Source organism: Actimicrobium antarcticum, assembly GCF_039536745.1.
GTDB lineage: Bacteria > Pseudomonadota > Gammaproteobacteria > Burkholderiales > Burkholderiaceae_D > Actimicrobium > Actimicrobium antarcticum.
Genome location: NZ_BAAAZE010000010.1, coordinates 58,977 through 82,216, shown reverse-complemented (window position 1 = coordinate 82,216; position 23,240 = coordinate 58,977). Strand labels below are relative to the sequence as shown.

The 23,240-nt window shown below is 56.5% G+C and carries 19 protein-coding genes, 2 tRNA genes and 1 pseudogene; 9 read left to right on the top strand and 13 right to left on the bottom strand.

Features of this window, described 5'->3' with window-relative positions:
- Window positions 1-185: 185 nt before the first annotated feature.
- The 4 genes from ABD720_RS13300 to ABD720_RS13285 form a co-directional block, all read right to left on the bottom strand.
- Window positions 186-261: transfer RNA gene (locus ABD720_RS13300), tRNA-His, on the bottom strand.
- A gap of 97 nt (window positions 262-358) precedes the next feature.
- Window positions 359-1,201: a glutamate racemase gene (murI, locus tag ABD720_RS13295; protein WP_344763821.1), complete on the bottom strand. Its 843-nt coding sequence runs from the start codon at window positions 1,199-1,201 to the stop codon at window positions 359-361.
- A 7-nt stretch (window positions 1,202-1,208) separates the two neighbouring features.
- Window positions 1,209-2,750, bottom strand: coding sequence for a fumarate hydratase (locus ABD720_RS13290; protein ID WP_344763820.1), 1,542 nt, complete (start codon window positions 2,748-2,750; stop codon window positions 1,209-1,211).
- A 14-nt stretch (window positions 2,751-2,764) separates the two neighbouring features.
- Entirely contained in the window at window positions 2,765-3,400 is a 636-nt protein-coding gene (locus ABD720_RS13285; protein ID WP_344763819.1) for a YqhA family protein, read from the bottom strand.
- A 176-nt stretch (window positions 3,401-3,576) separates the two neighbouring features.
- On the opposite strand from ABD720_RS13285, the gene acs reads away from it, so the two are divergent.
- Window positions 3,577-5,559, top strand: a complete 1,983-nt coding sequence (gene acs, locus ABD720_RS13280) for an acetate--CoA ligase (RefSeq protein WP_344763818.1) — start codon at window positions 3,577-3,579, stop codon at window positions 5,557-5,559.
- Window positions 5,560-5,749: 190 nt separating this feature from the next.
- Window positions 5,750-5,840: transfer RNA gene (locus ABD720_RS13275), tRNA-Ser, on the top strand.
- Window positions 5,841-6,349: 509 nt separating this feature from the next.
- Here the strand turns inward: ABD720_RS13275 and uraH (ABD720_RS13270) are convergent.
- On the bottom strand, window positions 6,350-6,760 hold the full coding sequence (gene uraH, locus ABD720_RS13270; RefSeq protein WP_344763817.1) for a hydroxyisourate hydrolase: 411 nt from the start codon (window positions 6,758-6,760) through the stop codon (window positions 6,350-6,352).
- Window positions 6,761-6,779: 19 nt separating this feature from the next.
- Window positions 6,780-7,319, bottom strand: a complete 540-nt coding sequence (locus ABD720_RS13265; protein WP_344763816.1) for a GlcG/HbpS family heme-binding protein — start codon at window positions 7,317-7,319, stop codon at window positions 6,780-6,782.
- A gap of 152 nt (window positions 7,320-7,471) precedes the next feature.
- On the opposite strand from ABD720_RS13265, the gene ABD720_RS13260 reads away from it, so the two are divergent.
- The 3 genes and pseudogenes from ABD720_RS13260 to ABD720_RS13250 form a co-directional block, all read left to right on the top strand.
- Window positions 7,472-8,143: a heavy metal response regulator transcription factor gene (locus tag ABD720_RS13260; protein WP_344763815.1), complete on the top strand. Its 672-nt coding sequence runs from the start codon at window positions 7,472-7,474 to the stop codon at window positions 8,141-8,143.
- Window positions 8,143-9,537 (top strand): heavy metal sensor histidine kinase, encoded by a 1,395-nt coding sequence (locus ABD720_RS13255; RefSeq protein WP_344763814.1) that lies wholly within the window; start codon window positions 8,143-8,145, stop codon window positions 9,535-9,537. The genes ABD720_RS13260 and ABD720_RS13255 overlap by 1 nt, the downstream gene beginning before the upstream one ends.
- Window positions 9,538-9,740: 203 nt before the next feature.
- Window positions 9,741-9,983, top strand: a pseudogene (locus ABD720_RS13250) (TSUP family transporter); the annotation flags it as partial.
- 232 nt (window positions 9,984-10,215) lie between these two features.
- Here the strand turns inward: ABD720_RS13250 and ABD720_RS13245 are convergent.
- The 7 genes from ABD720_RS13245 to ABD720_RS13215 all read right to left on the bottom strand — a co-directional run bounded on the left by ABD720_RS13245 (window position 10,216) and on the right by ABD720_RS13215 (window position 18,542).
- Window positions 10,216-11,013, bottom strand: a complete 798-nt coding sequence (locus tag ABD720_RS13245) for a hypothetical protein (RefSeq protein WP_344763812.1) — start codon at window positions 11,011-11,013, stop codon at window positions 10,216-10,218.
- A gap of 454 nt (window positions 11,014-11,467) precedes the next feature.
- On the bottom strand, window positions 11,468-12,109 hold the full coding sequence (gene maiA / locus ABD720_RS13240; RefSeq protein ID WP_344763811.1) for a maleylacetoacetate isomerase: 642 nt from the start codon (window positions 12,107-12,109) through the stop codon (window positions 11,468-11,470).
- A gap of 188 nt (window positions 12,110-12,297) precedes the next feature.
- Window positions 12,298-13,542, bottom strand: a complete 1,245-nt coding sequence (locus ABD720_RS13235; RefSeq protein ID WP_344763810.1) for a RidA family protein — start codon at window positions 13,540-13,542, stop codon at window positions 12,298-12,300.
- A 280-nt stretch (window positions 13,543-13,822) separates the two neighbouring features.
- Entirely contained in the window at window positions 13,823-15,055 is a 1,233-nt protein-coding gene (locus ABD720_RS13230) for a M20 family metallopeptidase (RefSeq protein WP_344763809.1), read from the bottom strand.
- Window positions 15,052-16,827 (bottom strand): 2-oxo-4-hydroxy-4-carboxy-5-ureidoimidazoline decarboxylase, encoded by a 1,776-nt coding sequence (uraD, locus tag ABD720_RS13225; protein WP_344763808.1) that lies wholly within the window; start codon window positions 16,825-16,827, stop codon window positions 15,052-15,054. Before uraD ends, ABD720_RS13230 begins: the two co-directional genes overlap by 4 nt.
- 2 nt (window positions 16,828-16,829) lie before the next feature.
- Window positions 16,830-17,774 carry an allantoinase PuuE gene (gene puuE, locus ABD720_RS13220; protein ID WP_344763807.1) on the bottom strand — a complete coding sequence of 315 codons (945 nt, stop codon included), beginning with the start codon at window positions 17,772-17,774 and terminating at the stop codon, window positions 16,830-16,832.
- 6 nt (window positions 17,775-17,780) lie between these two features.
- Window positions 17,781-18,542, bottom strand: coding sequence for a GntR family transcriptional regulator (locus ABD720_RS13215; RefSeq protein ID WP_344763806.1), 762 nt, complete (start codon window positions 18,540-18,542; stop codon window positions 17,781-17,783).
- 157 nt (window positions 18,543-18,699) lie between these two features.
- On the opposite strand from ABD720_RS13215, the gene uraH (ABD720_RS13210) reads away from it, so the two are divergent.
- The 4 genes from uraH (ABD720_RS13210) (at window position 18,700) to ABD720_RS13195 (ending at window position 23,069) form a co-directional block, all read left to right on the top strand.
- Entirely contained in the window at window positions 18,700-19,056 is a 357-nt protein-coding gene (uraH, locus tag ABD720_RS13210) for a hydroxyisourate hydrolase (protein WP_344763805.1), read from the top strand.
- 223 nt (window positions 19,057-19,279) lie between these two features.
- Complete coding sequence (locus ABD720_RS13205; RefSeq protein ID WP_344763804.1) at window positions 19,280-20,485, top strand: urate hydroxylase PuuD; 1,206 nt, start codon at window positions 19,280-19,282, stop codon at window positions 20,483-20,485.
- Window positions 20,486-20,602: 117 nt separating this feature from the next.
- On the top strand, window positions 20,603-22,102 hold the full coding sequence (locus tag ABD720_RS13200; RefSeq protein WP_344763803.1) for a nucleobase:cation symporter-2 family protein: 1,500 nt from the start codon (window positions 20,603-20,605) through the stop codon (window positions 22,100-22,102).
- Window positions 22,103-22,208: 106 nt separating this feature from the next.
- Entirely contained in the window at window positions 22,209-23,069 is an 861-nt protein-coding gene (locus ABD720_RS13195; RefSeq protein WP_344763802.1) for an outer envelope protein, read from the top strand.
- Window positions 23,070-23,240 lie beyond the last annotated feature (171 nt).

Below are 23,240 nucleotides of genomic sequence, written 5' to 3'. Positions count from 1 at the left end.
GCTTGGCAATGATTGGGCGACGCAAAAATGCCGGTAGAAAATGATCGCGCATGCGCTGCAGAAGCATCATCGACGTTGATAAATTACAGCCATTAATACGATGTAGTGCAAGGAGTTTGAAGTGCCGCATCCCCTGAATCGGGCGATGGACGATGTCGCATTGTTCGACAATAAAAACAGGTCAGTGGGGCGACCGACGGGGCTCGAACCCGCGACAACCAGAATCACAATCTGGGACTCTACCAACTGAGCTACAGCCGCCACTGATGAAGACTTCCCCTGCTGTTGCTTTGAGGAAGACGCGAATTATACAAAGTTGTCGCGCCTCTGGCAAATGAATTCCGCCTCTGGCCGGACACTATTGTGTGTCGTCACGGATGACGCGTACCTGCATGCCAAGCAAACGCAAAAAAGCAGCTTCCAGCAAGGCCGTTTCACCGCTGGTCGCACCGCCGACCTCGCCGTTGCCATGGTCACACAAGAGCTCTCGATCAGCCAGCAGCTGAGACAAACGACGCGCCACCGCGGCTCCCGTATCGACCAGCGTGACAGCCTGCTCGGCATGGTCACGGACGATGGTTGCTATCTGCGTTTTTACAAAAGGGTAATGTGTGCATCCGAGTACCAGCGTGTCTGCACCTTGTTCCAGCAGAGGCACGACATAGCGCATCAACAGCGCCAATGTGTCGGGCGAGTCCAGTTGACCCTGTTCGATGCGGTCTGCCAGGCCCGGACAGGCTTGCGTTAAAAACGTCGCGGATGTCGCTGCCGAAATCGTCTCGTGCAAATGCGCAAAACGCTTGCTGGCAAGCGTCGCTTCGGTCGCGAGGACGCCGACGATTTTGGTGTGTGTCAACGCCGCCGCCGGTTTCAGTCCCGGCTCGACACCCACCACGATCAACGACGGGTACGCGCGACGCAGCGCCGTGATGGCAACGGCCGTCGCCGTGTTGCAGGCGACCACCAACGCCTTCACGCAATGCCGCGTCATGAATGCGCCGACTGCCAGCGCGCGGGCTTCGATAAATTGCTCTGGCCGACCGCCGTACGGTGCGTGACGGGCATCCGAAAAATACAGCAGCGATTCGCGCGGCAATGCTGCATGAATATGCTGCAGCACCGACAGGCCGCCGATGCCGGAATCAAAAACGCCGATGGGCACAGAAGCGGCCATCGGCGTCGGTGCTGATATCAGGCGCAAGCCAGCCTCAGATCGTGGTGACCTGAATTTTGCTCAGCGCGCTGTTGGCAATCTTTTCTTTCCACTCTTTCGGGCCGGTGTTGTGGACCGAAATGCCGCTCGAATCCACCGCGACCGTGACCGGCATGTCCTGCACGTCGAACTCGTAAATCGCTTCCATGCCGAGGTCCTCGAACCCAACCACGACCGCCGACTTGATGGCTTTCGAGACCAGATAAGCAGCGCCGCCGACCGCCATCAGGTACGCCGACTTGTGTTGCCTGATCGATTCGATGGCTTCCGGTCCGCGTTCGGCTTTGCCGACCATGGAAATCAAACCGGTTTTTTCCAGCATCATGTCAGTAAACTTGTCCATCCGCGTGGCGGTGGTCGGGCCGGCCGGACCCACTGCTTCGTCGCGCACGGGATCGACCGGACCGACGTAATAGATCACGCGGTTGGTGAAGTCGACCGGCAGGGTTTCGCCTTTGGCCAGCATGTCCTGGATGCGCTTGTGGGCGGCGTCACGGCCGGTCAGCATTTTGCCGTTCAGCAGCAGGGTCTGGCCCGGCTTCCAGGACGCGACCTCTTCTTTGGTCAGTGTGTTGAGATCGACGCGCGTGGATCGTTCGGTATCGGCGACCCAGTGCACATCCGGCCAGCTCGACAGCAGCGGCGGTTCGAGGTACGTCGGGCCGGAACCATCCAGCACGAAATGCGCATGGCGGGTCGCTGCGCAATTCGGGATCATGGCCACCGGCTTCGACGCCGCGTGGGTCGGATGCATCATGATCTTCACATCAAGTACCGTGGTCAGGCCGCCCAGACCCTGCGCGCCGATACCGAGTGCGTTGATCTTGTCGCACAGTTCGATACGCAATTCTTCGGTCTTGTTCTGCGGGCCGCGCAGGCGCAGCTCGTGCATGTCGATGTCCTCCATCAACGATTGCTTGGCCATCAGCATCGCGCGCTCGGCGGTGCCGCCGATACCGATACCGAGCATGCCGGGGGGGCACCAGCCGGCACCCATCAACGGCACCGTCTTCATGACCCAGTCGACCAGCGAATCGGATGGATTGAGCATCACGAATTTGGATTTGTTTTCCGAACCACCACCTTTGGCCGCGACCTGCACATCCACTGTATCGCCCGGGACCAGTTCCATGTGCACGACTGCAGGCGTGTTGTCCTTCGTATTCTTGCGTTCGAAATGCGGATCGGCCACGATAGACGCACGCAATTTATTGTCAGCAAAGTTGTACGCACGGCGCACCCCTTCATTGACGGCATCGGTCACCGAGCCGCTGCCAAATCCCTCGAAGCGCACATTCATGCCGATCTTCAGGAACACATTGACGATGCCGGTATCCTGGCAGATCGGCCGCTTGCCTTCGGCGCACAGGCGCGAGTTAGTCAGGATCTGCGCGATCGCATCCTTGGCCGCCGGGCTCTGTTCGGTTTCATAGGCGCGTGCCAGATGCGCGATGTAATCCGCCGGGTGGTAATAGCTGATGTACTGCAGCGCGGCAGCGACGGATTCGATCAGGTCTTCCTGCTTGATGATGGTCATGGTGGTCTCGATGCTCAGTGAGGAGAATTGCGGGAAAGGTTTTGCGTGTCGGTCATGATGCGGTCGCAATAGGCAATCGCCAGCGCCGACAGCAGGAACACCATGTGAATACCGGTCTGGGCGAACAGCGTCTTGGAATCGTAGTTCGCCGCGTTGATGAAGGTCTTGAGCAAATGGATCGACGAAATACCGATGATGGCCATCGCCAGTTTGACCTTCAGCACCGAGGCGTTCACATGCGACAGCCATTCCGGCTGGTCCGGATGGGTGTCAAGATGCATGCGTGAGACGAAGGTTTCGTAACCACCGACGATGACCATGATCAGCAGGTTCGAAATCATCACGACGTCAATCAGGCCCAGTACCACCAGCATGATGGTGGCCTCGTTGAGTTTGGTAGGACGCACTGAACCCACGGTCGAAACGGCATCCAGAATATGTTGTAGCGCGCTTTCGTTACCGAGCACCGCGCCGATCAGGTCGGTCAGTTCGACCCAGAAATGAAATACGTAGACGCATTGCGCGAGAATCAGTCCAAGATACAGCGGCAGTTGCAACCAGCGTGTCGCAAAGATGAACGATGCCAGCAGATTGATGGTTTTTTTTGCCGGGTATTTAACGTTATCGTTATCGCGGGAGGGAGATGACATGAGTGTTGGATGCGTTCGTTACGTTGAAGAAGGAAGCCGCATTTTACACGCCGCATCGGCCCGCGGAATCAGTCCTTCTTGCATAAAAAAAATGAATTAAGCTGCGTGTAAGGCTGAGGTAAGTCAGTCCGCTTATCTTTTCAACAAATAAAATTTTACCAATCCGGAGACAAGCCATGGCTGATATTGAGACACTCAAGCAGGAAACCCGCGTTTTTAACGCATCCGATGCCTTCAAGGAGAACGCCACCATCTCCGGCATGGACGCCTACAACGCGATGTGCGCAGATGCCGCACAGGATTACGAAGGTTTCTGGGCCAGCCTGGCCCGCGAAAACCTGGAATGGAAAAAGCCCTTCACCCAGATCCTCGACGAATCCAACGCCCCCTTCTACAAATGGTTCGATGATGGCTTGCTCAACGTCAGCTACAACTGCCTCGACCGCAATCTTGAAAACGGCAACGCCGACAAGATCGCCGTCATCTTCGAAGCCGATGGCGGCCAGGTCACCAAAGTCACCTACCGCGAATTGCATCAGCAGGTCTGCAAATTTGCCAATGGTCTGAAATCGCTCGGCATCAAAAAGAGTGACCGCGTCGTCATCTACATGCCGATGTCGGTCGAAGGCATCGTCGCCATGCAAGCTTGCGCACGAATCGGCGCCACGCACTCGGTCGTCTTCGGCGGCTTCAGCGCCAAGTCGCTGCAGGAACGCATCATCGATGCCGGCGCCGTTACCGTCATCACCGCCGACCAGCAAGTCCGTGGTGGCAAGCATCTGCCGCTGAAAATCATCGTCGATGAAGCACTTGCCCTCGGCGGTTGCGAAGCTGTCCGCAATGTCATCGTGTATCAGCGCACCGGTGCCGATGTGGGCGTCACTGCCGGCCGCGATCTGCTGATGAGCGAACTCGTCGCAAGCCAGTCCGATGTCTGCGAACCGGAATGGGTCAGCGCCGAACATCCGCTGTTCATTCTCTACACCTCGGGTTCGACCGGCACGCCAAAAGGCGTCCAGCACTCGTCCGGCGGCTACCTGCTGTGGGCGATGCTGACGATGAAGTGGACCTTCGACATCAAGCCGGACGACATTTTCTGGTGTACCGCCGACATCGGCTGGGTCACCGGCCACACCTACATCGCGTACGGGCCACTGGCCGTCGGCGCCACCGAAATCGTCTTCGAAGGCATCCCGACATTCCCGAACGCCGGCCGTTTCTGGGACATGATTGCGCGTCACAAAGCCACCATTTTCTACACCGCGCCAACCGCGATCCGTTCGCTGATCAAAGCTGCCGACGCCGACGAAAAAATCCATCCGGACCGGTACGATCTGTCCAGCTTGCGCCTGCTCGGTTCGGTCGGCGAGCCGATCAATCCGGAAGCCTGGATGTGGTACTACAAGCATATCGGCCGCGAGAACTGCCCGATCGTCGACACGTTCTGGCAAACCGAAACCGGCGGCCACATGATCACGCCGTTACCAGGTGCCACACCGATGGTACCGGGCTCCTGCACCCTGCCGCTGCCAGGCATCATGGCCGCCATCGTCGATGAAACCGGTGCTGACTTGCCGAACGGGCAGGGCGGTATTCTGGTCGTCAAACGGCCGTGGCCATCGATGATCCGGACCATCTGGAATGATCCGGAGCGCTTCAAGAAAAGTTATTTTCCGGAAGAGCTGGGCGGTAAAACCTACCTCGCCGGCGACGGTGCAATTCGCAGCGCCGAGACGGGCAACTTCACAATCACGGGTCGCATCGATGACGTGCTGAACGTCTCGGGTCACCGCATGGGCACGATGGAAATCGAATCCGCACTGGTCGCCCATCCGCTGGTCGCCGAAGCCGCAGTCGTTGGCAAGCCGGACGAAACCACCGGTGAATCGATCTGCGCGTTCGTCGTCTTGAAGCGTTCCCGTCCGACCGGCGACGAAGCCAAGCAGATCGCCAAGGAACTGCGTGACTGGGTCGCCAAGGAAATCGGCCCGATCGCCAAGCCGAAAGAAATCCGCTTCGGCGACAACCTGCCGAAGACCCGCTCCGGCAAGATCATGCGGCGGTTGTTGCGCTTGCTGGCCAAGGGTGAAGCGATCACGCAGGACATCTCGACCCTGGAAAATCCGGCCATTCTGGATCAGTTGAAAGATGCACAGTAAGGCTTGATGAATCGTCCTCTGCCTGCTGACAATCGCAGGCAGAGGACGTATTTGCAGCTGGATTTTGTGGTCACCGGTTTTTTTTGCCGGAATCTGCGAATGTGCATTCGGAACTGGTATTTGTAGCGTGTTTATTGCTATACTTCGGCGCTTCGCTGGTAGGTGGTACCGCTGGCGAAACGCAAGTGCAGGAGAGATGGATGAGCGGTTGAAGTCGCACGCCTGGAAAGCGTGTATAGGTTAATAGCCTATCCGGGGTTCGAATCCCCGTCTCTCCGCCAGAAACATGTTTTAAGAAGTCCAGTAACGTTCAATAACCCGCCTCACGCCTAGTGCTGATGCGGGTTTTTTGTTGTTTGCGGTGTCAGTGCGGGCTGTGAATTACGTTGTGGGCCGGTTGGCCGCGTGGAATGGGTTGATGCCAATATCGCCGTGTACAGTTTCAGGTCTGAATTTCTGACCGATCTGCTGGAGCGTGCGCTCAAACCAATTTGATGACTGCGTGCATCCGCCGAACTGATTCAGTCCATCGTCAAAACACCACACGGCGGCCTCACGTCGACCCCGCTCCTAAACGCGATCATCAACAACCCAAACCACGTTCGGCGAACGATGGTCTGGTCCGTCAAGACAACAGTTACGTCGTACCAGAACAAACGGTCAGGTCCAGTCGGAGTGATTCATCACGTTCATCCGGATTGTCCAGCGAACCTGGCTAAGTCACCTCCATGCAGGATCAGTACCGTCTGTATTTATTGCAGGATGGCCGACGTGCCCGTGCCCTCCAGGTTTAATTCCCGCGGTAGGTCGAGAATCCGTACGGACTCAGCAGAAGAGGGATGTGGTAGTGCGGCACGGTGCCATCCACAGCAAACACCACGGGTACCTCAGGAAAAAATGTCGCAGTCTTTTGCGCCATGAACCACTCGCCGGTTTTGAAGGTCACGCGGTAGTTGCCTTTGTCGAGCGTCTTTCCCTCGGGGTACAACGCAGGAATGCGTCCTTGTTCGTTGGTTGTGCCGCGGCTGAGCTCGGTCCAGTGATTGCCGTCCTGTTTTTCCAGCAAAACCTTGACGCCTGGGGAGGGTAGGCCGTCTTGCAAGTTGAGAACGTGAACGCTCAGCGGGTTGCCCGCGGCAAAGGCGATGGCGGAGGCGCCACACAGCGCAATACCGGTACACAATGATTTAAAAGTCAGCATGGTGAAAAGTCCATTTCTTTCAGTTGGTGGAGGAAGCTTGAGGGAAAACCTGGTTGATTGCGTTGATTGCGCAGGCCTCGTCGTGGGCTGCGCCACCGGAGCCGCCCACGCCGATGGCGCCAATGACCTCCTTGCCTGCAATGAGCGGAACACCGCCGCCTATGAGCAAGAGTGAGCTCACCGTATTGAGGTTTTGCGACTCGGGGTTCGCCTGTGCGTTGGCTGCCAGCAGGCGTGTTGGGGTTTTGGTAGACAGGGCCGTGAATGCTTTGCGCTGGGCTGCTTCAGTGTTGTGCGGACCCACGTTGTCGTCGCGCTGCACCGCAATCAAGTTGCCACCTCGGTCGACTACGACGGCCACGGCAGAGCGACCATTCGCATGGCAGGCAGCCAGGGTGGCGCTGATCAGTGCATTGGCCAATGCCAGCGACACGTTGTCTTGTTTGAGAAGGGAGAGAGGGACAGGCGTTGGCGCTGCCGCTGCCGCCGACACGCTGGAGGCAGTGCATAGCGCCAAACCGATAACGGTCAATGCTGCGATTGGGTTGCGATATTGCATCGGGTTTCCTTGGTTGATTCAGAGTCGCCATTGCAAGCGAAGGCCTTCATGATGCGGCGCGAACGCCGCCAAAACGATGGCCGGCAGATTACAAAGTTGTCATGTAAGCGTGCTGCATTTACGTTTAGGATTGAGGCTTGAGGAGCACTTACATGCGCATACTGGTGGTCGAAGACGAAGTGAAGGCAGCCGACTATTTACGCAAAGGGCTGGGGGAATCCGGCTATATGGTGGAGGTGGCGCATACCGGCATTGATGGCCAGTTTCTGGCGCAGGAAAGTGATTTCGATCTGATCATTCTGGACGTCATGCTGCCGGGTATCGATGGCTGGCAGCTGCTACAGATCATCCGGCGCAAGAGCCAGGTTCCGGTGTTATTTTTGACCGCGCGCGATGCTGTCGAAGACCGCGTCAAAGGCTTGGAGCTTGGCGCCGATGACTATCTGGTCAAACCATTTTCTTACGCCGAGCTGCTGGCCCGCGTGCGCACGCTGCTGCGTCGGGGTGCGCCGCGCGAGGTGGAGCATTTCAAGGTGGCCGATTTGCAGCTGGACGTACTGCGTCGGCGTGTGGTGCGCGGTGCGGAGCGCATCGTGCTGACGAACAAAGAGTTTGCGTTGCTACAATTTTTGATGGAGCGCAGCGGCGAGGCGCTGTCGCGTACACAGATCGCGTCGCAGGTGTGGCAGATGAACTTTGACAGCGACACCAACGTGGTGGACGTGGCTATTCGCCGCCTGCGTGTCAAGGTTGACGATCCGTTCAGCATCAAGCTGATCCATACCGTGCGCGGAGTTGGCTACACGTTGGCGGTGCCTGAATGATGGCGCGTTCGCATTGGCCATGGCTTCGCGTACTGAGTCTGCGCTTGGCGCTGATGTTTGCGTTGGTCAGTGCGCTGCTGCTGGGCGTACTGGGGTTATACCTGTATCAATCGCTGACGCGCGAGATTGCCTGGCGTGACGATCAGGCTCTGGAGGGGCGCGTCGAGCGCATGTCCATGCTGATTGGCGATAGCGACAGCATCGAGGCGCTGCGCAAGCGCCCGCAGCTTTACGCCAATATGCTGGGCAACCGCGATAGCCTGCTGTGGGTGCTGGACGCAGCAGGACAACCGCTCATTGAGATCAATCCCACGCATTTGCCAGTACCGACTCTGCCACCAGGCATGGGCATACAGCTGCAGGACATGGATGGCAACAGTGGCGCAGGCGCCGACCCCGCCCGCCTCGCCTGGCGGCAAGTCACATACGCAGGCAACGTGCTGACGCTGGTTGCGGGCAAGCGGTTGGCCGAGCGGGAACAGATGCTGTCTGCCTATCGGCTCAAACTCTGGCTGGCGCTCTGCAGCGGTTCGCTGCTGGCCTTCTGCCTTGGCTGGATGGTAAGCCAGCGCGGCCTGCGACCGGTGCGCACGCTGGCGGCGCAGGCTGCGGCCATTGACGTGCAACATCTGCACATGCGGGTGGAGGACGTAGAACAGGTGCAAGAACTGCAGCATCTGGGTGCTGCGCTGAACCAGATGCTGGTACGTCTTGAAGATGGCTTTGGTCGCTTGTCGCGCTTTTCTGAAGACCTTTCGCATGAGATGCGCACCCCGCTGAACAACTTGATGGGCCAGACCGAACTCGCTCTGCGCAAGCCGCGCAGCAGCGACGAATATCAAGCGCTACTGGCTTCCAATGTCGAAGAGTACGAGCGGCTGGCGCGCATGGTCGACAACATGCTCTTTCTGGCGCGCGCCGAGAAGCCCGATGTGGTGTTGCATCGCGAAGCGATCTTGCTGCATGAGGCGGTGGCACAGTTGTGCGATTACTTCGAGGGCATGGCCGAGGAGTGCGGTATGACCTTGGTAAATGAAGGCGCTGGCAGCCTGGCAGGTGACCCGCAACTGCTACGGCGGGCGCTGGCCAACCTGATCGCCAACGCGCTGCGTTATGGCAGTGCCGGTGGTGCGGTGCGCATCAGTAGCAAAGTGCTCGATGGGGTTACCGAGTTAAGCGTCTGCAATCAGGGCGAGCCCATCGCGCCCGAGCACTTGCCGCATCTGTTTGACCGTTTCTACCGATGCAATCCGGCACGCAGCCAGCCCGGTGATTCGGGCGGTCTGGGTTTGGCGATCGTCCGTTCTATCGTGCAGATGCATGGTGGCTCGGTGCGGGTGGAGAGCAATGCGGTACAGACTTGCTTCACTTTGTGCTTGCCATCGCGGCATTGATAGAGCGCTGCCTGACTGCTTGTCATCATAATTCGGCCGCTGTCCGGGGTTGCCAACCTTGAAGCAAATGGGGACAACCTCGAGAGATGGATACGTCTACCCTGTCCCGAAATAGTACTGCCATTGGCCGTCCTGCCTGCCAACAGAACCCCCCTTCAAGAAATTTTCTTGTACGGATTTCAGAAGATTGACGCTTCATACTGATCGATCCATCCAACCTCGTTTTGTTGCTTGCTGCTGCTTTTATGGCGGGTATACGCAATGTAATCGCCGGTGGGAGTGGTTTTCTGACACGTCCAGCGCAGGCTTTCACCGGAATGCCACCGGTAATCGCGAATGCCACAGGCACTGTGGCGCTCTTGCCCGGATATGTTTCCGGCGCCTTTGGTTTTCGTGAAGACCTGGAGGTACCGCCCGGCGTGTGGTTGTTGGCACTCATCTGTCTGAGGTCGGCCAGACTGAGCGATTCATTGTGACAGCGCGTCGAGCGGTCGGTCAGCAGTGCTACGCATGCTTTCAGGCCCTCGATAAATCAGCGGGCCTCCCACTTGCGGCGCGTTGCCCCCATAGCACCCACTGAGCGGCCAGACGCTTTTGCACTCTCGGCACCAATAGCGGATGTGAGTGGCCTGCCATTCACAATGATTACGTGGGGATAGCGTTGAATCCGTAAATTTGCTATCGGGCGGGCGTTGCACTGGGACAGCTACTGGAGATGCGTGTCCAGCGTTCTTTGCGCGTTATCTCCATCGTCGGTTTTTTGCCGCCATAGTTTTCCAATGCCGACCGTATCCGCCCGGCCTCCTCTGGTGATTTCGCTTCCCGCTCGGCCTTCGCATACATGTCCATTACCGCTAACTGCTGCTGAGTCATTTTCTTTTGCAACTGTGGCATCGCAGATAGCTGCTTCACTGCCTTTTCGCGATCAGCTAAGTTTGGGGCATTTTTTGCCATGTTTTCTAACATGGGCCGCATGCTGCTTACATCCGGTCCACCGGCAGGCTGGGTCATCGAGACGGTGTACTCATATTCCCAGGTTGTCAGATTGATTTTGCGAATTTTCGCCGTGATCGCTCCCGATTTGCAAGTTGCATGCATCACCAGTGCATCCCCAGTCACGGTATGACTTTGATCATGGCAATTTGCCAGTAACGGGGCTGCAGCGATCGTCGATTCGGCTGGCGTCGGTGCGGGCTTTACGCACCGGCTCATCTGCCCTTCACCTTTGTATTGACGATCACTACCTGCATTTTCTTGCGAATAGGTGCGTCCCACGATATTGCCGGACGCGCCATCTTCACTTGATTTCACGCCAGTGCCATTCTGCAGGTGGGAAACTGCCGATTCGCTATCGACCATGTAAAGACCCGTTGGTGGAAAGTGCTCGATTACGCTTTTTGCATCGGAGGCACGGGTTGAAATCAGCAGCATAGTGGCGATAAAAATGCCACTCCAGGCAGGAGTTTTTGTTTGCATGCTTGATTCCTATTGTTGGATATCGTTGTGCTGATGCGCATGTTCGCCATCCAATAGTGCGATGCCGGGTTGAAGATTCATATCAAGCGTCATTTATTAATTTGTAAAAATAAATTTTGTTAACAGCAACTTCTATCCGAACATACATGAAGTAACTATTACTTCAATATTTGAGACCATATGAAAAATATTTCCGTAAAAATCGTATTTTGTATTCTACAAGTGGTCAATGCGCATATGTTTGACGGATATCATTGATATTCGGTATACACACGCAGGGACTTAGATAACCGTTTTTTTCAGCGCAGCATTAATCGCGATCGTGACAAGCGCTGCAGCAGGCCAGTGCTCGTCACGCGAAATGCATGCGTCAGTTCGTTAGCACTTCATCGCCCAAATATACTTGGCGTTGCGGTGATTTTCTTTGTTTGTATCCGTTGATAACGGAGCCCCTTCAAGCTGAAATGGCGCCTGCTTGATGGCGAGGATGCGACGATGCAATTTCCGGCAGCGCGAACAGCAGTGCGCCGACCGCAGTCACGCGTGGAAACTTGGAAATATCCACGCCGAAACGCTCTGCGCCGATCAAATGGCTAGCAAGGGCCAGGTCGGCCAGACTGAGCGTTTCATTGTGGCAGCGCGTCGCGCCGTCGGTCAGCAGTGCCTCGTACGCTTTCAGTCCTTCGATAAACCAGTGTGCCGCCCACTCGCGGCGGGCTGTCTCGGTCGCGCCAAATTGCGCGGCCAGACGCTTTTGCACTCGTGGCACCACTAGCGGATGCGTGTCGGCCGCCGTCAGCAGGAACATTGCCCGCACGCGCGCCCGACCGGCGGCATCTGGCGGCAGCAGCGGCGTTGTCGGGTACGTTTCTTCCAGCCATTCCAGGATTGCCAGACTTTGTGTCAATGGTTCGGGTGTGCCGCCTTCCAGTGCAGGCACGGCGCCAGCCGGATTGACGGCGCGAAAGGCGGCCTGATCCTGATGTCCGCTCAACAGATCATGCATGCGCTCCTCGAAGGCCACCCCTTTGAGTTTGAGCGCGATGCGCACGCGGTACGTTGCCAGCGACAGCCAATAACCATGGAGAATAAGCATGAAAGTTCCTAGCGTGGAGTAATTGTTGGAGGGAAGTGTAGCCGCGTGATCGGGTGCGATGCAGACCCGATCATATCGCGATGCGGCAGGGCGACGAACCGAAAAATGCGTGCCTGTCGGTTGCCCCGGGTTTTTAAACTGGCTCCTGATTGGCGCATGACAGGATTGCCAATCAAACCATAACGCGCCTAACTTTTCGGCGGTGTTCCTTCAGCGTTGGATACGACGGCATCAATTTGGATTAACGCATCTCCAGGCAAAGCGTATACGCCAATTGTGCGTCTCGCAGGAATTCCGTTCGGGAAGAATGTGGTGTAAATCTCGTCTACTGCATCAATGTCTAAAATATTTCCAAGGGCGATATTAATTTTAACAACATCACTCATTGCGTGATCAACACTCTCAATAATTGCCTTGATATTTTTCAAGCACTGTTTAGTCTGTTCTTTTACGCCGCCAGCTACGATGTTGCCTGTAACAGGATCTATTGGTAATTGTGCTGAAATATGGTTGTAATGAGAAAAGGCGACTGTTTGTGAATACGGGCCTTGTGGCGCATCTTCGGTATTATTTACTTCAATGACGATATTGCGGGCGTCTTCAGGCGGTTGCGGAGGGGTGCCATCCCCGTGGGACACGACTGCTTCGATTTGTACCAATGCATTCATCGGTAACGCTTTAACGGCAATCGCTGTTAAGGCGGGAACATAGCCTGAGAAATATTCCGTATGAACTTGTTTGACGCTGTCGATATCGGAGATATTTTTAACGAACAGGGTGATTTTCACAATATCGTCCATGACATGGTCGATACTTTCCAAAATCGCTTTGATGTTGTTGAAGCACTGACCCGCCTGCATTTTTATGCCGCCACTTACCAGTTCACCGGATTTCGGATCAATAGGTAATTGAGCGGAAATATTATTGTAGTGAGAGAACGCGACTGTTTGCGCTGAGAATGAGCTCTGTGGAGCATTGTTCGTATTTCGTACCGCTTTGACGAGGTCACCTGCCTGTGGTGCTCCTGGTATCGTGCCTTCGCCGTGTGATACGAGTGCTTCAATTTGTACCAGCGCATTCATGGGTAACGCTGCAACGGCTATTGTGGTTCTCGTAGGAACATAGCCTGGGAAGAACGTCGCAAATACTTCATCAACAGCGCCAATATCTGCCATGTTTTGAACGAAGACAGTCAATCTCACGATATCGTCCATATCGTGGCTGCTACTTTCAATAATCGCCTTGATATTTTTGAAGCATTGCTCCGCCTGCTCTTTTATTCCGCTAGTGACCAATTCACCGGATTTCGGATCGATAGGCAATTGAGCTGAAATATTATTATAGTGAGAGAAAGCGACTGCTTGCGAATACGGACCACTGCTTTTTGGGGCGTTTGTTGTATTGCTTGCTGATATGGCGTTATGGTGACTCATGATGATCTGTATTCCCAATATTGTATTTGGATATCTGATTGATGCGACTTGATGTGCATGTCCGCACAGTCGTCAATCCATCTCCGCGTGACATCCTTTAACTGAATAAACGGAATGTAGTCGAGGTGATGAATTGCACGGTTGCAGAACCTGCCCATTCAACGGCAATGTCTGGAGTCGCGTTTTTTGAACTGATGCTGAGGCTTCATGAAGAGAGGTAACGATCACGAACCATCAGCCTGCACTGCTGTGATCCAGAGGTTTTCCGCTCTGGTTGAAATCAATGCAACAAATCAAATAGCGTCCGTGCGATGACTTTGGTGGCACGACGGAGATCGTCAAGCGAGATATGTTCGTCGGCGCGCTTGGCATTACTTTCCAGTACGGTGCGTGGTCCGCAACCATAGAGCACGGCAGGAATGCCACGTTCGCAAAAAAGGCGTGCATCCGTGTAAAGCGGCGTGCCGGAAGCCTCGATGGTCTCGCCAAACACGGTACTGGCGTGCTGGCAAAGCGCATCGACCAGAGGTTTGTTGCCCGGAAGCGGCTGCAGCGCAAGGGACAACAGCATGGTCTTCACGTCAACCGTGATGCCCCTGGACTCGGCCACGGCTTCTTGTATGATCCGGCGCAACGTAGCCTCGACATGGACCGGGTTTTCTTCGGGGATCATGCGGCGATCAAGCTTGAGGACCACTTTGCCTGGCACAACGTTGGTGTTGGTGCCACCCTGAATCAACCCGACATTCAGGTAGGGATGGGTGATGCCCTTGACCTGGCTGCTGATCTTTTTGTACAGCGTGTTCTGGTGATAGAGCACATTCAAAATCAGCGTCGCCGCCTGCAAGGCATCGTCGCCGGTATCAGGAACTGCAGCGTGGCCCATCTTTCCGTGCACGGTGACCTCCATTTGCAGGCACCCGTTATGGGCAGTAATCACCTGGTAGCTGAATCCGGCTGCGATCAACAGGTCCGGCTTGATCAAGCCTTTGCCGAGCAACCAGCCCGGACCGAGTTCGCCGCCGAATTCTTCGTCGTAGGTGAAGTACATTTCCACTCCACCTTTCAACGGCAGCTTGAGGGACTCGATCGCGCGGGTAGCGAAGGCAAAGGTGGCAAAGTCGCACTTGCTCACGGCGGCGGCACGGCCGTACAACTTGCCGTCGGCTACTTCGCCGCCGTAGGGATCATGTGTCCAGCCTTCGCCGGGTGGTACCACGTCGCCATGGGCGTTGAGTCCGATCGTCTTGCCTTCCCCATACTGGCGGCGCACGACCAGATTCGTGATGGATTGCAAGCCGGCGTTGTCGACGTCCTGAGCAGGCACTGCATGTCGTTCAACCTCGAAACCGAATTCATTCAGTAAATCAGCAGTGCGCTCTGCATGCGGTGCATTGTTGCCCGGCGGCGTGTCGGTCGGCACGCGTACCAGCTCCTGCAGAAATTGCACCTCGTCGTCGAAATGGGCGTCAACCCAGGCGTCAAGAGCGTCGTACGAAGAGGAAGAAGTCATGAAAGTTCCATTGCAAGTTGGTCAAGTAAATTCTGGAAGGCACGGACGCACATTTCTGTGTCGTCATTAGTAATTGCCTCTAGCGGGTTGTGGCTGATGCCGGCGTTCAGTCCGCGCATGAACAGCATTGCCTGCGGCATGGCTTCATGCAGTTTCATCGCATCGTGGCCGGCACCACTGGGCATGCGGTACTGCGGCAGACCTAGCGCTGCGACAGCGCGTTCCCAGCGCTGTTGCCAGTCCGGTGCGCTGGGTGCTGCTGCGGCACGCATCGTTTCTTCGAGCTTGAAATGCAGACCGCGACGCTCGCAGATCGCCTGAAGCTCGGCGCAGAGGTCGTTGGCGCAAGCGTCTCGTACCTCATTGGTGGTTGCGCGGATGTCGAGGCTGAATGTGCAGCGGCCCGGCACCACGTTGATGGAGCCGTTCGGTACTTCGAGCATGCCCATCGTGGCAACGAGATGCGGCACGGAACCTCCGCGTTGCTCGACCGCCAGCGCTAATTCTGCAGCGGCGGTAGCGGCATCCCGTCGCCGATCCATCGGTGTGGTGCCGGCGTGGCTGGCCATGCCCTTGATTTCGCCGACATAGCGCACGCTGCCGTTGATCGATGTGACGATGCCCAGCGGCAGGTCCAGCTCATTGAGCACCGGCCCTTGTTCGATGTGTACCTCCACAAAACCCAGATAGCGGTTCGCATCCCGTTTCAGTTTGGGGATGTCGTCGGGACACAGCCCGGCATGCAGCATGGCCTCGCGCATCGTGACGCCATCGGCATCCTTCTGGTCCAGCCAGGCGGTATTGAAATGGCCGGTGAGGGCGCCCGATCCAAGGAACACCGCCTTGTAGCGCTGTCCCTCTTCCTCGGAGAAACCAACGACCTCGATACCAAACGGCAGACGGCGACCCTGACGGTGCAATTCACGCACACACGCCATCGGCGCCAGGATGCCCAGCCGGCCATCGTACTTTCCGCCATTGCGCACGGTGTCGTAGTGCGAGCCGGTCAGGAGTCGTTTTGCCTGCCGGTCGGTACCGTAGTAGATCCCGACGACGTTGCCCACCGCGTCGATCTCCACTTCGTCGAAGCCGCAATCGGCCCGCATCCAATGGGACAGCCGTTGCGCACAGGCACGGTGAGCGTCCGTCAGATAGGTCACGGTCAGTTCGCCACGGTCTGCATAGCCAACGTCGCTATTGGTCGCCAAACGCTCAGCCCAGTCCCATACGTCGTTGCCAAGTTCGGGCACATGACCCAACTTGTCGTTGAGCCGGATCTCCGCGATGCGATGTATGTTGCGCAGACACTCGGCCAGTTCGAAGTCCGGATGGTTGAACATCCGACGCTCCAGCGTGGCGATGATCTCGCTTTTGCTCAGCCCCAGCCCACGCGGACCGCGCACAGCCAGGATGAAGGGAAAACCAAACCTGCCGTTGTACTCCGCATTGAGCCGCTGGATGCTGTCGAACTCCGCCAGCGTGCAGTCGGTCAGCCCGGCTTTGCCTTGTTCGTTGGTGGACTCCGCCGTCAGTGACTTGGCTACCATCGCCTTGCCGGCCAGCTCGGGATGCGCCCGGATCAGTTCCAGTTGACGCGCTTTCGGCGCCTCGCGGACGACGTCAACCAGCGCCAGCTTCAGTTGCGCCAGACTGCTGAATGGTCGCTTGTCCCAGGCTTGGTCTGCAATCCAGGATGAATGCTCATAGACGCCATCCAGCAGTCGAGTGAAGCCCGCCTGATCGGCGTCGTTTAAAAAATCAAGGGTCGTCATGGTTACTTCCAGGCGAAAGCGTTGTTCGGGTCAAAGGGGTGTGTTGCCTTCCAGTGACGTGCAATATCGAGGCGTCGGGTGACCCAGACGCGATCATGTTTTTCGATGTGATCAAGAAAGCGCTGCAGAGCACGCATCCGGCCAGGGCGTCCGAGGATGCGGCAATGCATGCCGATGCTCATCATCGATGGACGATCTTCACCTTCGGCGTAGTGAACGTCGAAGGCGTCGCGCAGATACTCAAAAAATGCATCGCCGTTCGAGAAACCCTGTGGCAGCGCAAAGCGCATGTCATTGCAGTCCAAGGTGTAGGGCACCACCAGGTGTGGACTATCGGTGCCATCCGTCTTGCGAACGCGCAACCAGAAAGGCAAGTCGTCACCGTAATAATCACTGTCGTATTCGAAGCCGCCAAAATCGGCGACGAGGCGTCGGGTATTGGGGCTGTCTCGCCCGGTGTACCAGCCCAGCGGCCGCGAACCTGTCAGGCGTTCGATGGCCGCCATGCCAAGCGCCATGTGTGCTCGCTCCGTCGCTTCATCCACATGCTGATAATTGATCCAGCGCCAGCCGTGGCAGGCAATCTCGTGGCCGAGTTCCCGAAACGCGGCGGTCACTTCCGGGCAGCGCTCAAGCGCCATGCCAACGCCGAAGACGGTCAATGGCAGGCCGCGTTGTTCGAACTCGCGCAATAGTCGCCAGACACCGGCGCGCGCGCCGTACTCGTAAATGCCTTCCATGCTCAGGTGCCGCTCCGGATAGGCGGGGGGATTGAACATTTCGGACAGAAACTGTTCGCTTCCGGCATCGCCGTGGAGCACGGAATTCTCGCCGCCTTCTTCGTAATTCAAAACGAATTGCACGGCCACGCGAGCGCGACCTGGCCAGTTTGCATCTGGCACGTGCGGGCCATAGCCCTTGAGGTCTCTGGGATAAGTGTGAGTCATGGTGGTTCAGGCTTTCAGAATTTGGGCCAGATCGAGACTGTGCGGGTCCAGATGCAAGTTGATAAGAACGTTGTCGAGATGCTTGCCCATCAGGCGAAGTGCGTCCTTGACATCACGTTTTTCCAGGGCGTCCACGATGGCGACGTGCTCGCTCAACGAGGCTTCGGCAGAGTGCGAAGACTGGTACATCAGCGCAATCAGTGAAGAACGGATGAGCAACTCGCTCAGCATTTCCACCAGAACCTGATTACCCAGCATCTGCGCCAGAACGATATGAAAGTCAGCCAGCAAACGCGTGCGTCCCGACACTTCGTTATCGCTCACAGCCGAGCGCTCGATTTGCAGGTGATAGCGCAGTTCCTTGATCTGTGGATCGGTGATTACCGGGCACAGTTGCCTGATCACCGCAGCCTCCAGAATGTCGCGCACCGCAAAAACATGGCGCGCTTCGGCCACCGTGGGCATCGCCACGAACGCGCCACGCGCGGGCTCAAGTACCACCAGTCGATCACGGCTGAGCTGGTTGAAGGCTTGCCGCACGACTGTTCGTGACACGTTGTAGATGTCGCCCATCTTCTGCTCGGACAACTTCGTCCCCGGCATTAACCGGCGTTCTGCAATGGCAGTGGTGACGGAATCGACGATGCGCTGTGTCGAACCTGATTTGGCTGCAGATTTGCCACTGGCTGTTACGCGGGTCTTGCGGGCGGTGGGCTTGTCAGCTTTGGCAGGATCAACAATTTTTAGGGTGGAAACGCCTTTGGACATGATGTCGTTACCTCTGTGCGGTTGACTTTAAGCACTTATTGTATACACTTTTGCGCAGGACGGAATCGATTTCAGCAATGTCGTCCGGTTGTTTTCAATAATCGGGACAGGCGGCCCGGACCGGCGTCTGATCCGCTACACCAACAAAAAGGATCTTATGGGACATCTCAGCACCCACGTACTCGACATCATGCATGGCTGCCCGGCAGCGGGCATGTCCGTGACGCTACAACGTATCAGCGGCACCGATGTGCACTCCCTGCGAACGCTGACGCTGAACGCGGACGGCCGCACCGACGGCGGTCCGCTACTCGACGCGCAGACGATGGCAGCAGGGCGATACAGGCTCGTATTTGCAGTGGCGGCGTATTTTCGGAGCAAGGGCGTGGCGTTGCCTGACCCACCCTTCATCGATGAAGTGCCGATCGATTTTGGCATCGCCGACCCGGACGGTCACTACCATGTGCCGCTGTTGGCGAGTCCCTGGACGTATTCGACCTACCGCGGTTCCTGATCCTCAGAAGGACTCTCGCATCAAGTCAATTACAGCGATAAAAATTTGTACACTCTCTGTGTTTTCATCGTATACAATTAATGCACATCGCCGCGGAGCCGTCGACAGGAAACCGTTCGGGTTTCCTGTTGATGCTTGCGATGTTCGCCCTTTAGAGAGCCCGCTGTGGTGAAGGGAAAGTGAAGCGTCCTGTACGCGACACTTTCTTTTTGCTTGAGGCTCAATGGAAAACTACTTGCTCGACTGGGTCAGCCTGTTGCTGCGCTGGACCCACGTCATCACCGCGATCGCCTGGATTGGGTCGTCGTTCTATTTCGTCTTTCTTGATAACAGTCTTTGCAAACCGACCGATCCCGTGTTGATCGACAAGGGTGTGGGCGGGGAACTGTGGGCTGTGCACGGTGGCGGTTTTTATAACCCGCAAAAATATGTCGTCGCGCCGCGCATCCTGCCGGAAAATCTGCATTGGTTTTATTGGGAAAGCTACTCGACCTGGATCTCGGGTTTCAGCTTGTTTACCGTCATGTACCTGTACAACGCGGGCAGCTTCCTGATCGATAAAACGGTCTACGACTGGTCTGCTGCGGCGGCCATCGGGTCGGCACTGGGTTTCCTGGTCGTTTGCTGGCTCGTCTACGACACCATTTGCCGCGCATTCGGGCAGCGTAAAAACGGCGACGCCATTGTTGGTGCCTGCGTCTTTACGTTCATCGTCTTCGCCGCATGGCTCGCCTGCCATTTGTTCGCGGGTCGCGCTGCATTTTTGCTGGTCGGCGCAATGCTTGCGACCACGATGAGCGCCAACGTTTTTTTCTGGATCATCCCCGGCCAACGCAAAGTGGTGGCGCAACTCAGAGCGGGCATCGCGGTTGATTCCGTGCACGGCTGGCGCGCCAAACAGCGCAGCGTGCACAACACGTATTTCACCTTGCCCGTCCTGATCGCGATGCTGTCCAACCACTACGGCTGGCTGTACATGGCCAAGACCAACTGGCTTGTGCTGGTGGTACTGATGCTGGCTGGCGCGCTGATTCGTCACAGTTTCGTTGCTGCTCACAAAGCGCGTGCGCAGGGCAAGCGTCCCTCCTGGATGCATGCAGCGGCGGGTGTGGTGGCATTGCTCGGGCTGGTGTTCTGGATGGCGCCACCGCCGCCGTCGCCGGAATCGCTGGTTGTCAATATGCAGCCGGTCAGTTTTGCGCAGGTCCAGGGCGTGGTTGAAAACCGCTGTGTGATGTGCCACAACGCGCAAGTACAAAACAAGGGTGTCGCCTTGCATACGCCTGCGCTGATCAAGCAGCATTCGGCGCAGATGTATCAGCAGGTCGTCGTGCTGAAACTCATGCCGTACAACAACGCCACGCAAATTACCCAGCAAGAGCGGGATCTGATCAAGCGCTGGTTCGAGGCAGGGTCAACGACAGAGTAGGTTTTCATTCGACAGGTTGTCATTCGATAAGCGCCCGACCCCGGCAGCGCTCGTCACAAAAACAGCGCGAAGTTGCTGGTATTGAAATCAAAAGAGATTCACCAAAAGGAGATAGACATGAATCAGGAAATCGTCCACCCGGTCGACGAAAAATTACCCATTGTGCGGCTGAGCGCACTCGGGCTGCAGCACGTGCTGGTCATGTATGCGGGTGCAATTGCCGTGCCGCTGATCGTTGGCCGGGCACTCAAGCTCAGCCCTGAACAGGTCACCATGCTGATCTCGGCAGATCTGTTCTGTTGCGGCCTGGTGTCATTGATCCAGTCGTTTGGCATGACAAAATGGTTTGGTATCAAATTGCCCGTGATGATGGGTGTGACCTTCGCTGCAGTCGGGCCTATGGTGGCGATCGCCAATGCCGTACCCGGTGTTGACGGGGCACGCGCCATATTCGGTGCCGGCATTGGTGCCGGTATCTTGTCGATGTTGCTCGCGCCGTTGATGAGCAAGATGCTGCGATTTTTTCCGCCGGTGGTGACGGGAACGATCATCGCCATTATTGGTATCAGCCTGATGCGTGTCGGCGTTAGCTGGGCCATGGGAGGCCCGGACTTCCTGTCGCAAAGCGTCGATGTGCCCAAGCTGATTTCCATGATCGATGGTGTCAAGTCGTCGGCCGCTGCGGTGGCATCCTCGGTGCAAGCGGGCGTGCCACTGCCGGCACTAAAACTGCCGGGCCCGATCCCGATGCTGCCCAACGCATCCTATGGCGCGCTGGATAATCTGGCCATTGCAGGTTTCGTGCTGGTCTTCATCCTCTTGCTTGTGAAGTACACGCGTGGCTTCGTGTCGAACATTTCTGTCCTGCTCGGCATGGTTGCGGGTTGTGCAGTCGCGATCGGTCTGGGCAAGATGAACTTCGACAAGGTCGGCAAAGCGCAGTGGTTCGATCTGGTGACACCGTTCGCCTTCGGCATGCCGACCTTCGATATCGTGATGATCCTGACGATTACGGTGGTCATGATTGTCGTCATGATCGAGTCGACCGGCATGTTCCTGGCGCTCTCCGACATGACGGGCAAAAAAATCAATCAGGAGCAATTGGCGGCCGGCTTGCGCACCGATGGTCTGGGCACACTGATCGGTGGCATTTTCAATACCTTCCCGCACACCAGCTTTTCCCAGAACGTCGGACTGGTTGCCGTAACAGGCGTCAAAAGTCGCTGGGTCTGCGTGACCGGCGGCATCATCATGATCGTTCTGGGGCTGCTGCCAAAAATGGCCGCACTGGTCGAATCCATTCCACAGTTCGTCCTTGGTGGTGCCGGACTGGTCATGTTCGGTATGGTGGCAGCCACCGGTATCCGCATTCTCTCCTCGGTGGACTACAAGGGGAACCGGTTCAATCTCTACATCGTCGCGCTGTCGATCGGCTTCGGTTTGATCCCCTTGGTCGCACCGCACTGGGCACAGCAAATGTCGCACAGTCTGCATCCGCTTCTGGAATCCGGAATCTTGTTGACCGCGATATCTTCAGTCGTACTCAACCTGTTCTTCAATGGCACCAGCGATAACACGTCGGCGACGTCAGCCGGCGTAAAAGCTGCAGAACATTGACGCGTTCGTACTAGCCGATATCCACGCTGACTTTTCAACATGCATTCCCTCTGCGTCTGGTGACCAGCGCAGAGTTCTTCCAACCGTAGCACCTCAGGTGATGACAATGAAATTTAAAACAAGAAACCGTATCTTGATGGCCAGTCTCGTCTTCAGCGCAGCATCGTCAGCGTACGCTGCCGATTGGAGTGACACTTCATTAGGTATGCGTACAGGGAAAAGTTTTTCGGAGCCGTTCAATACCAACGATATTCAAAAGAATATTTTTGATCTGAACCATGTCAGCGGCTACAAGTACGGTACCAATTTTTTCAATGTGGACTTTTTGCTGTCGAATAATAAAGATCCAGCCGGCGCGGGTTCCAGTAATGGTGCGCAAGAAGTCTATGTTGTCTATCGTCATACCCTGGACCTGGAAAAAGTTACCGGGCAATCATTCAAATATGGTGTGGTGCGCGGTCTGGGTATCACTGCAGGGTTTGATTTCAATACCAAAACGGATGCGGGCTACAACTCCAAGAAGCGCATGTACGTGGCAGGTCCGACGGTCATGCTCGACGTTCCCGGTTTTCTGAATATCGGACTGCTCGCCCTGTGGGAGAGCAACGCGCCCTACAACACGTTCAGCAAGGTTTCAACACCACGGTACAGCTATGACGTGCACCCGATGCTGACAGCAGCATGGGGCATCCCGCTGGGTACCAGCGGCTGGTCGGTCGAAGGGTTTGCCAACTTCATTGCCGCAAAGGGCAAGAATGAATTTGGCGCAAAAACGGCAGTCGAGACCAACATCGATATGCAAGTCATGGTTGACTTGAGTTCGGTCGTAGGCGCCAAGCCAAAAACCGTGAAGGTTGGTCTGGAATACCAGTATTGGAAAAACAAATTCGGTAACGACAGTTCCGGTCCGGCCGGCCCGGGTGCGATTGCCAATACACCCATGATCCGCGCCGAGTACCATTTCTAACGTAGTGTCAGAAGTTTAGGAAAAAAGCCGTACGCAAGGTCTTCCGCGCAAACCACTCACCGGTCGCGCGCGAAGATTGTGCGTCCGGCTGCCCGCCTCGCAGCCAGAATAATCACATCCGGTGCATGGCAGCTCAGTCGCACGAGTGCTCCCACCGAATCGGCCGATACC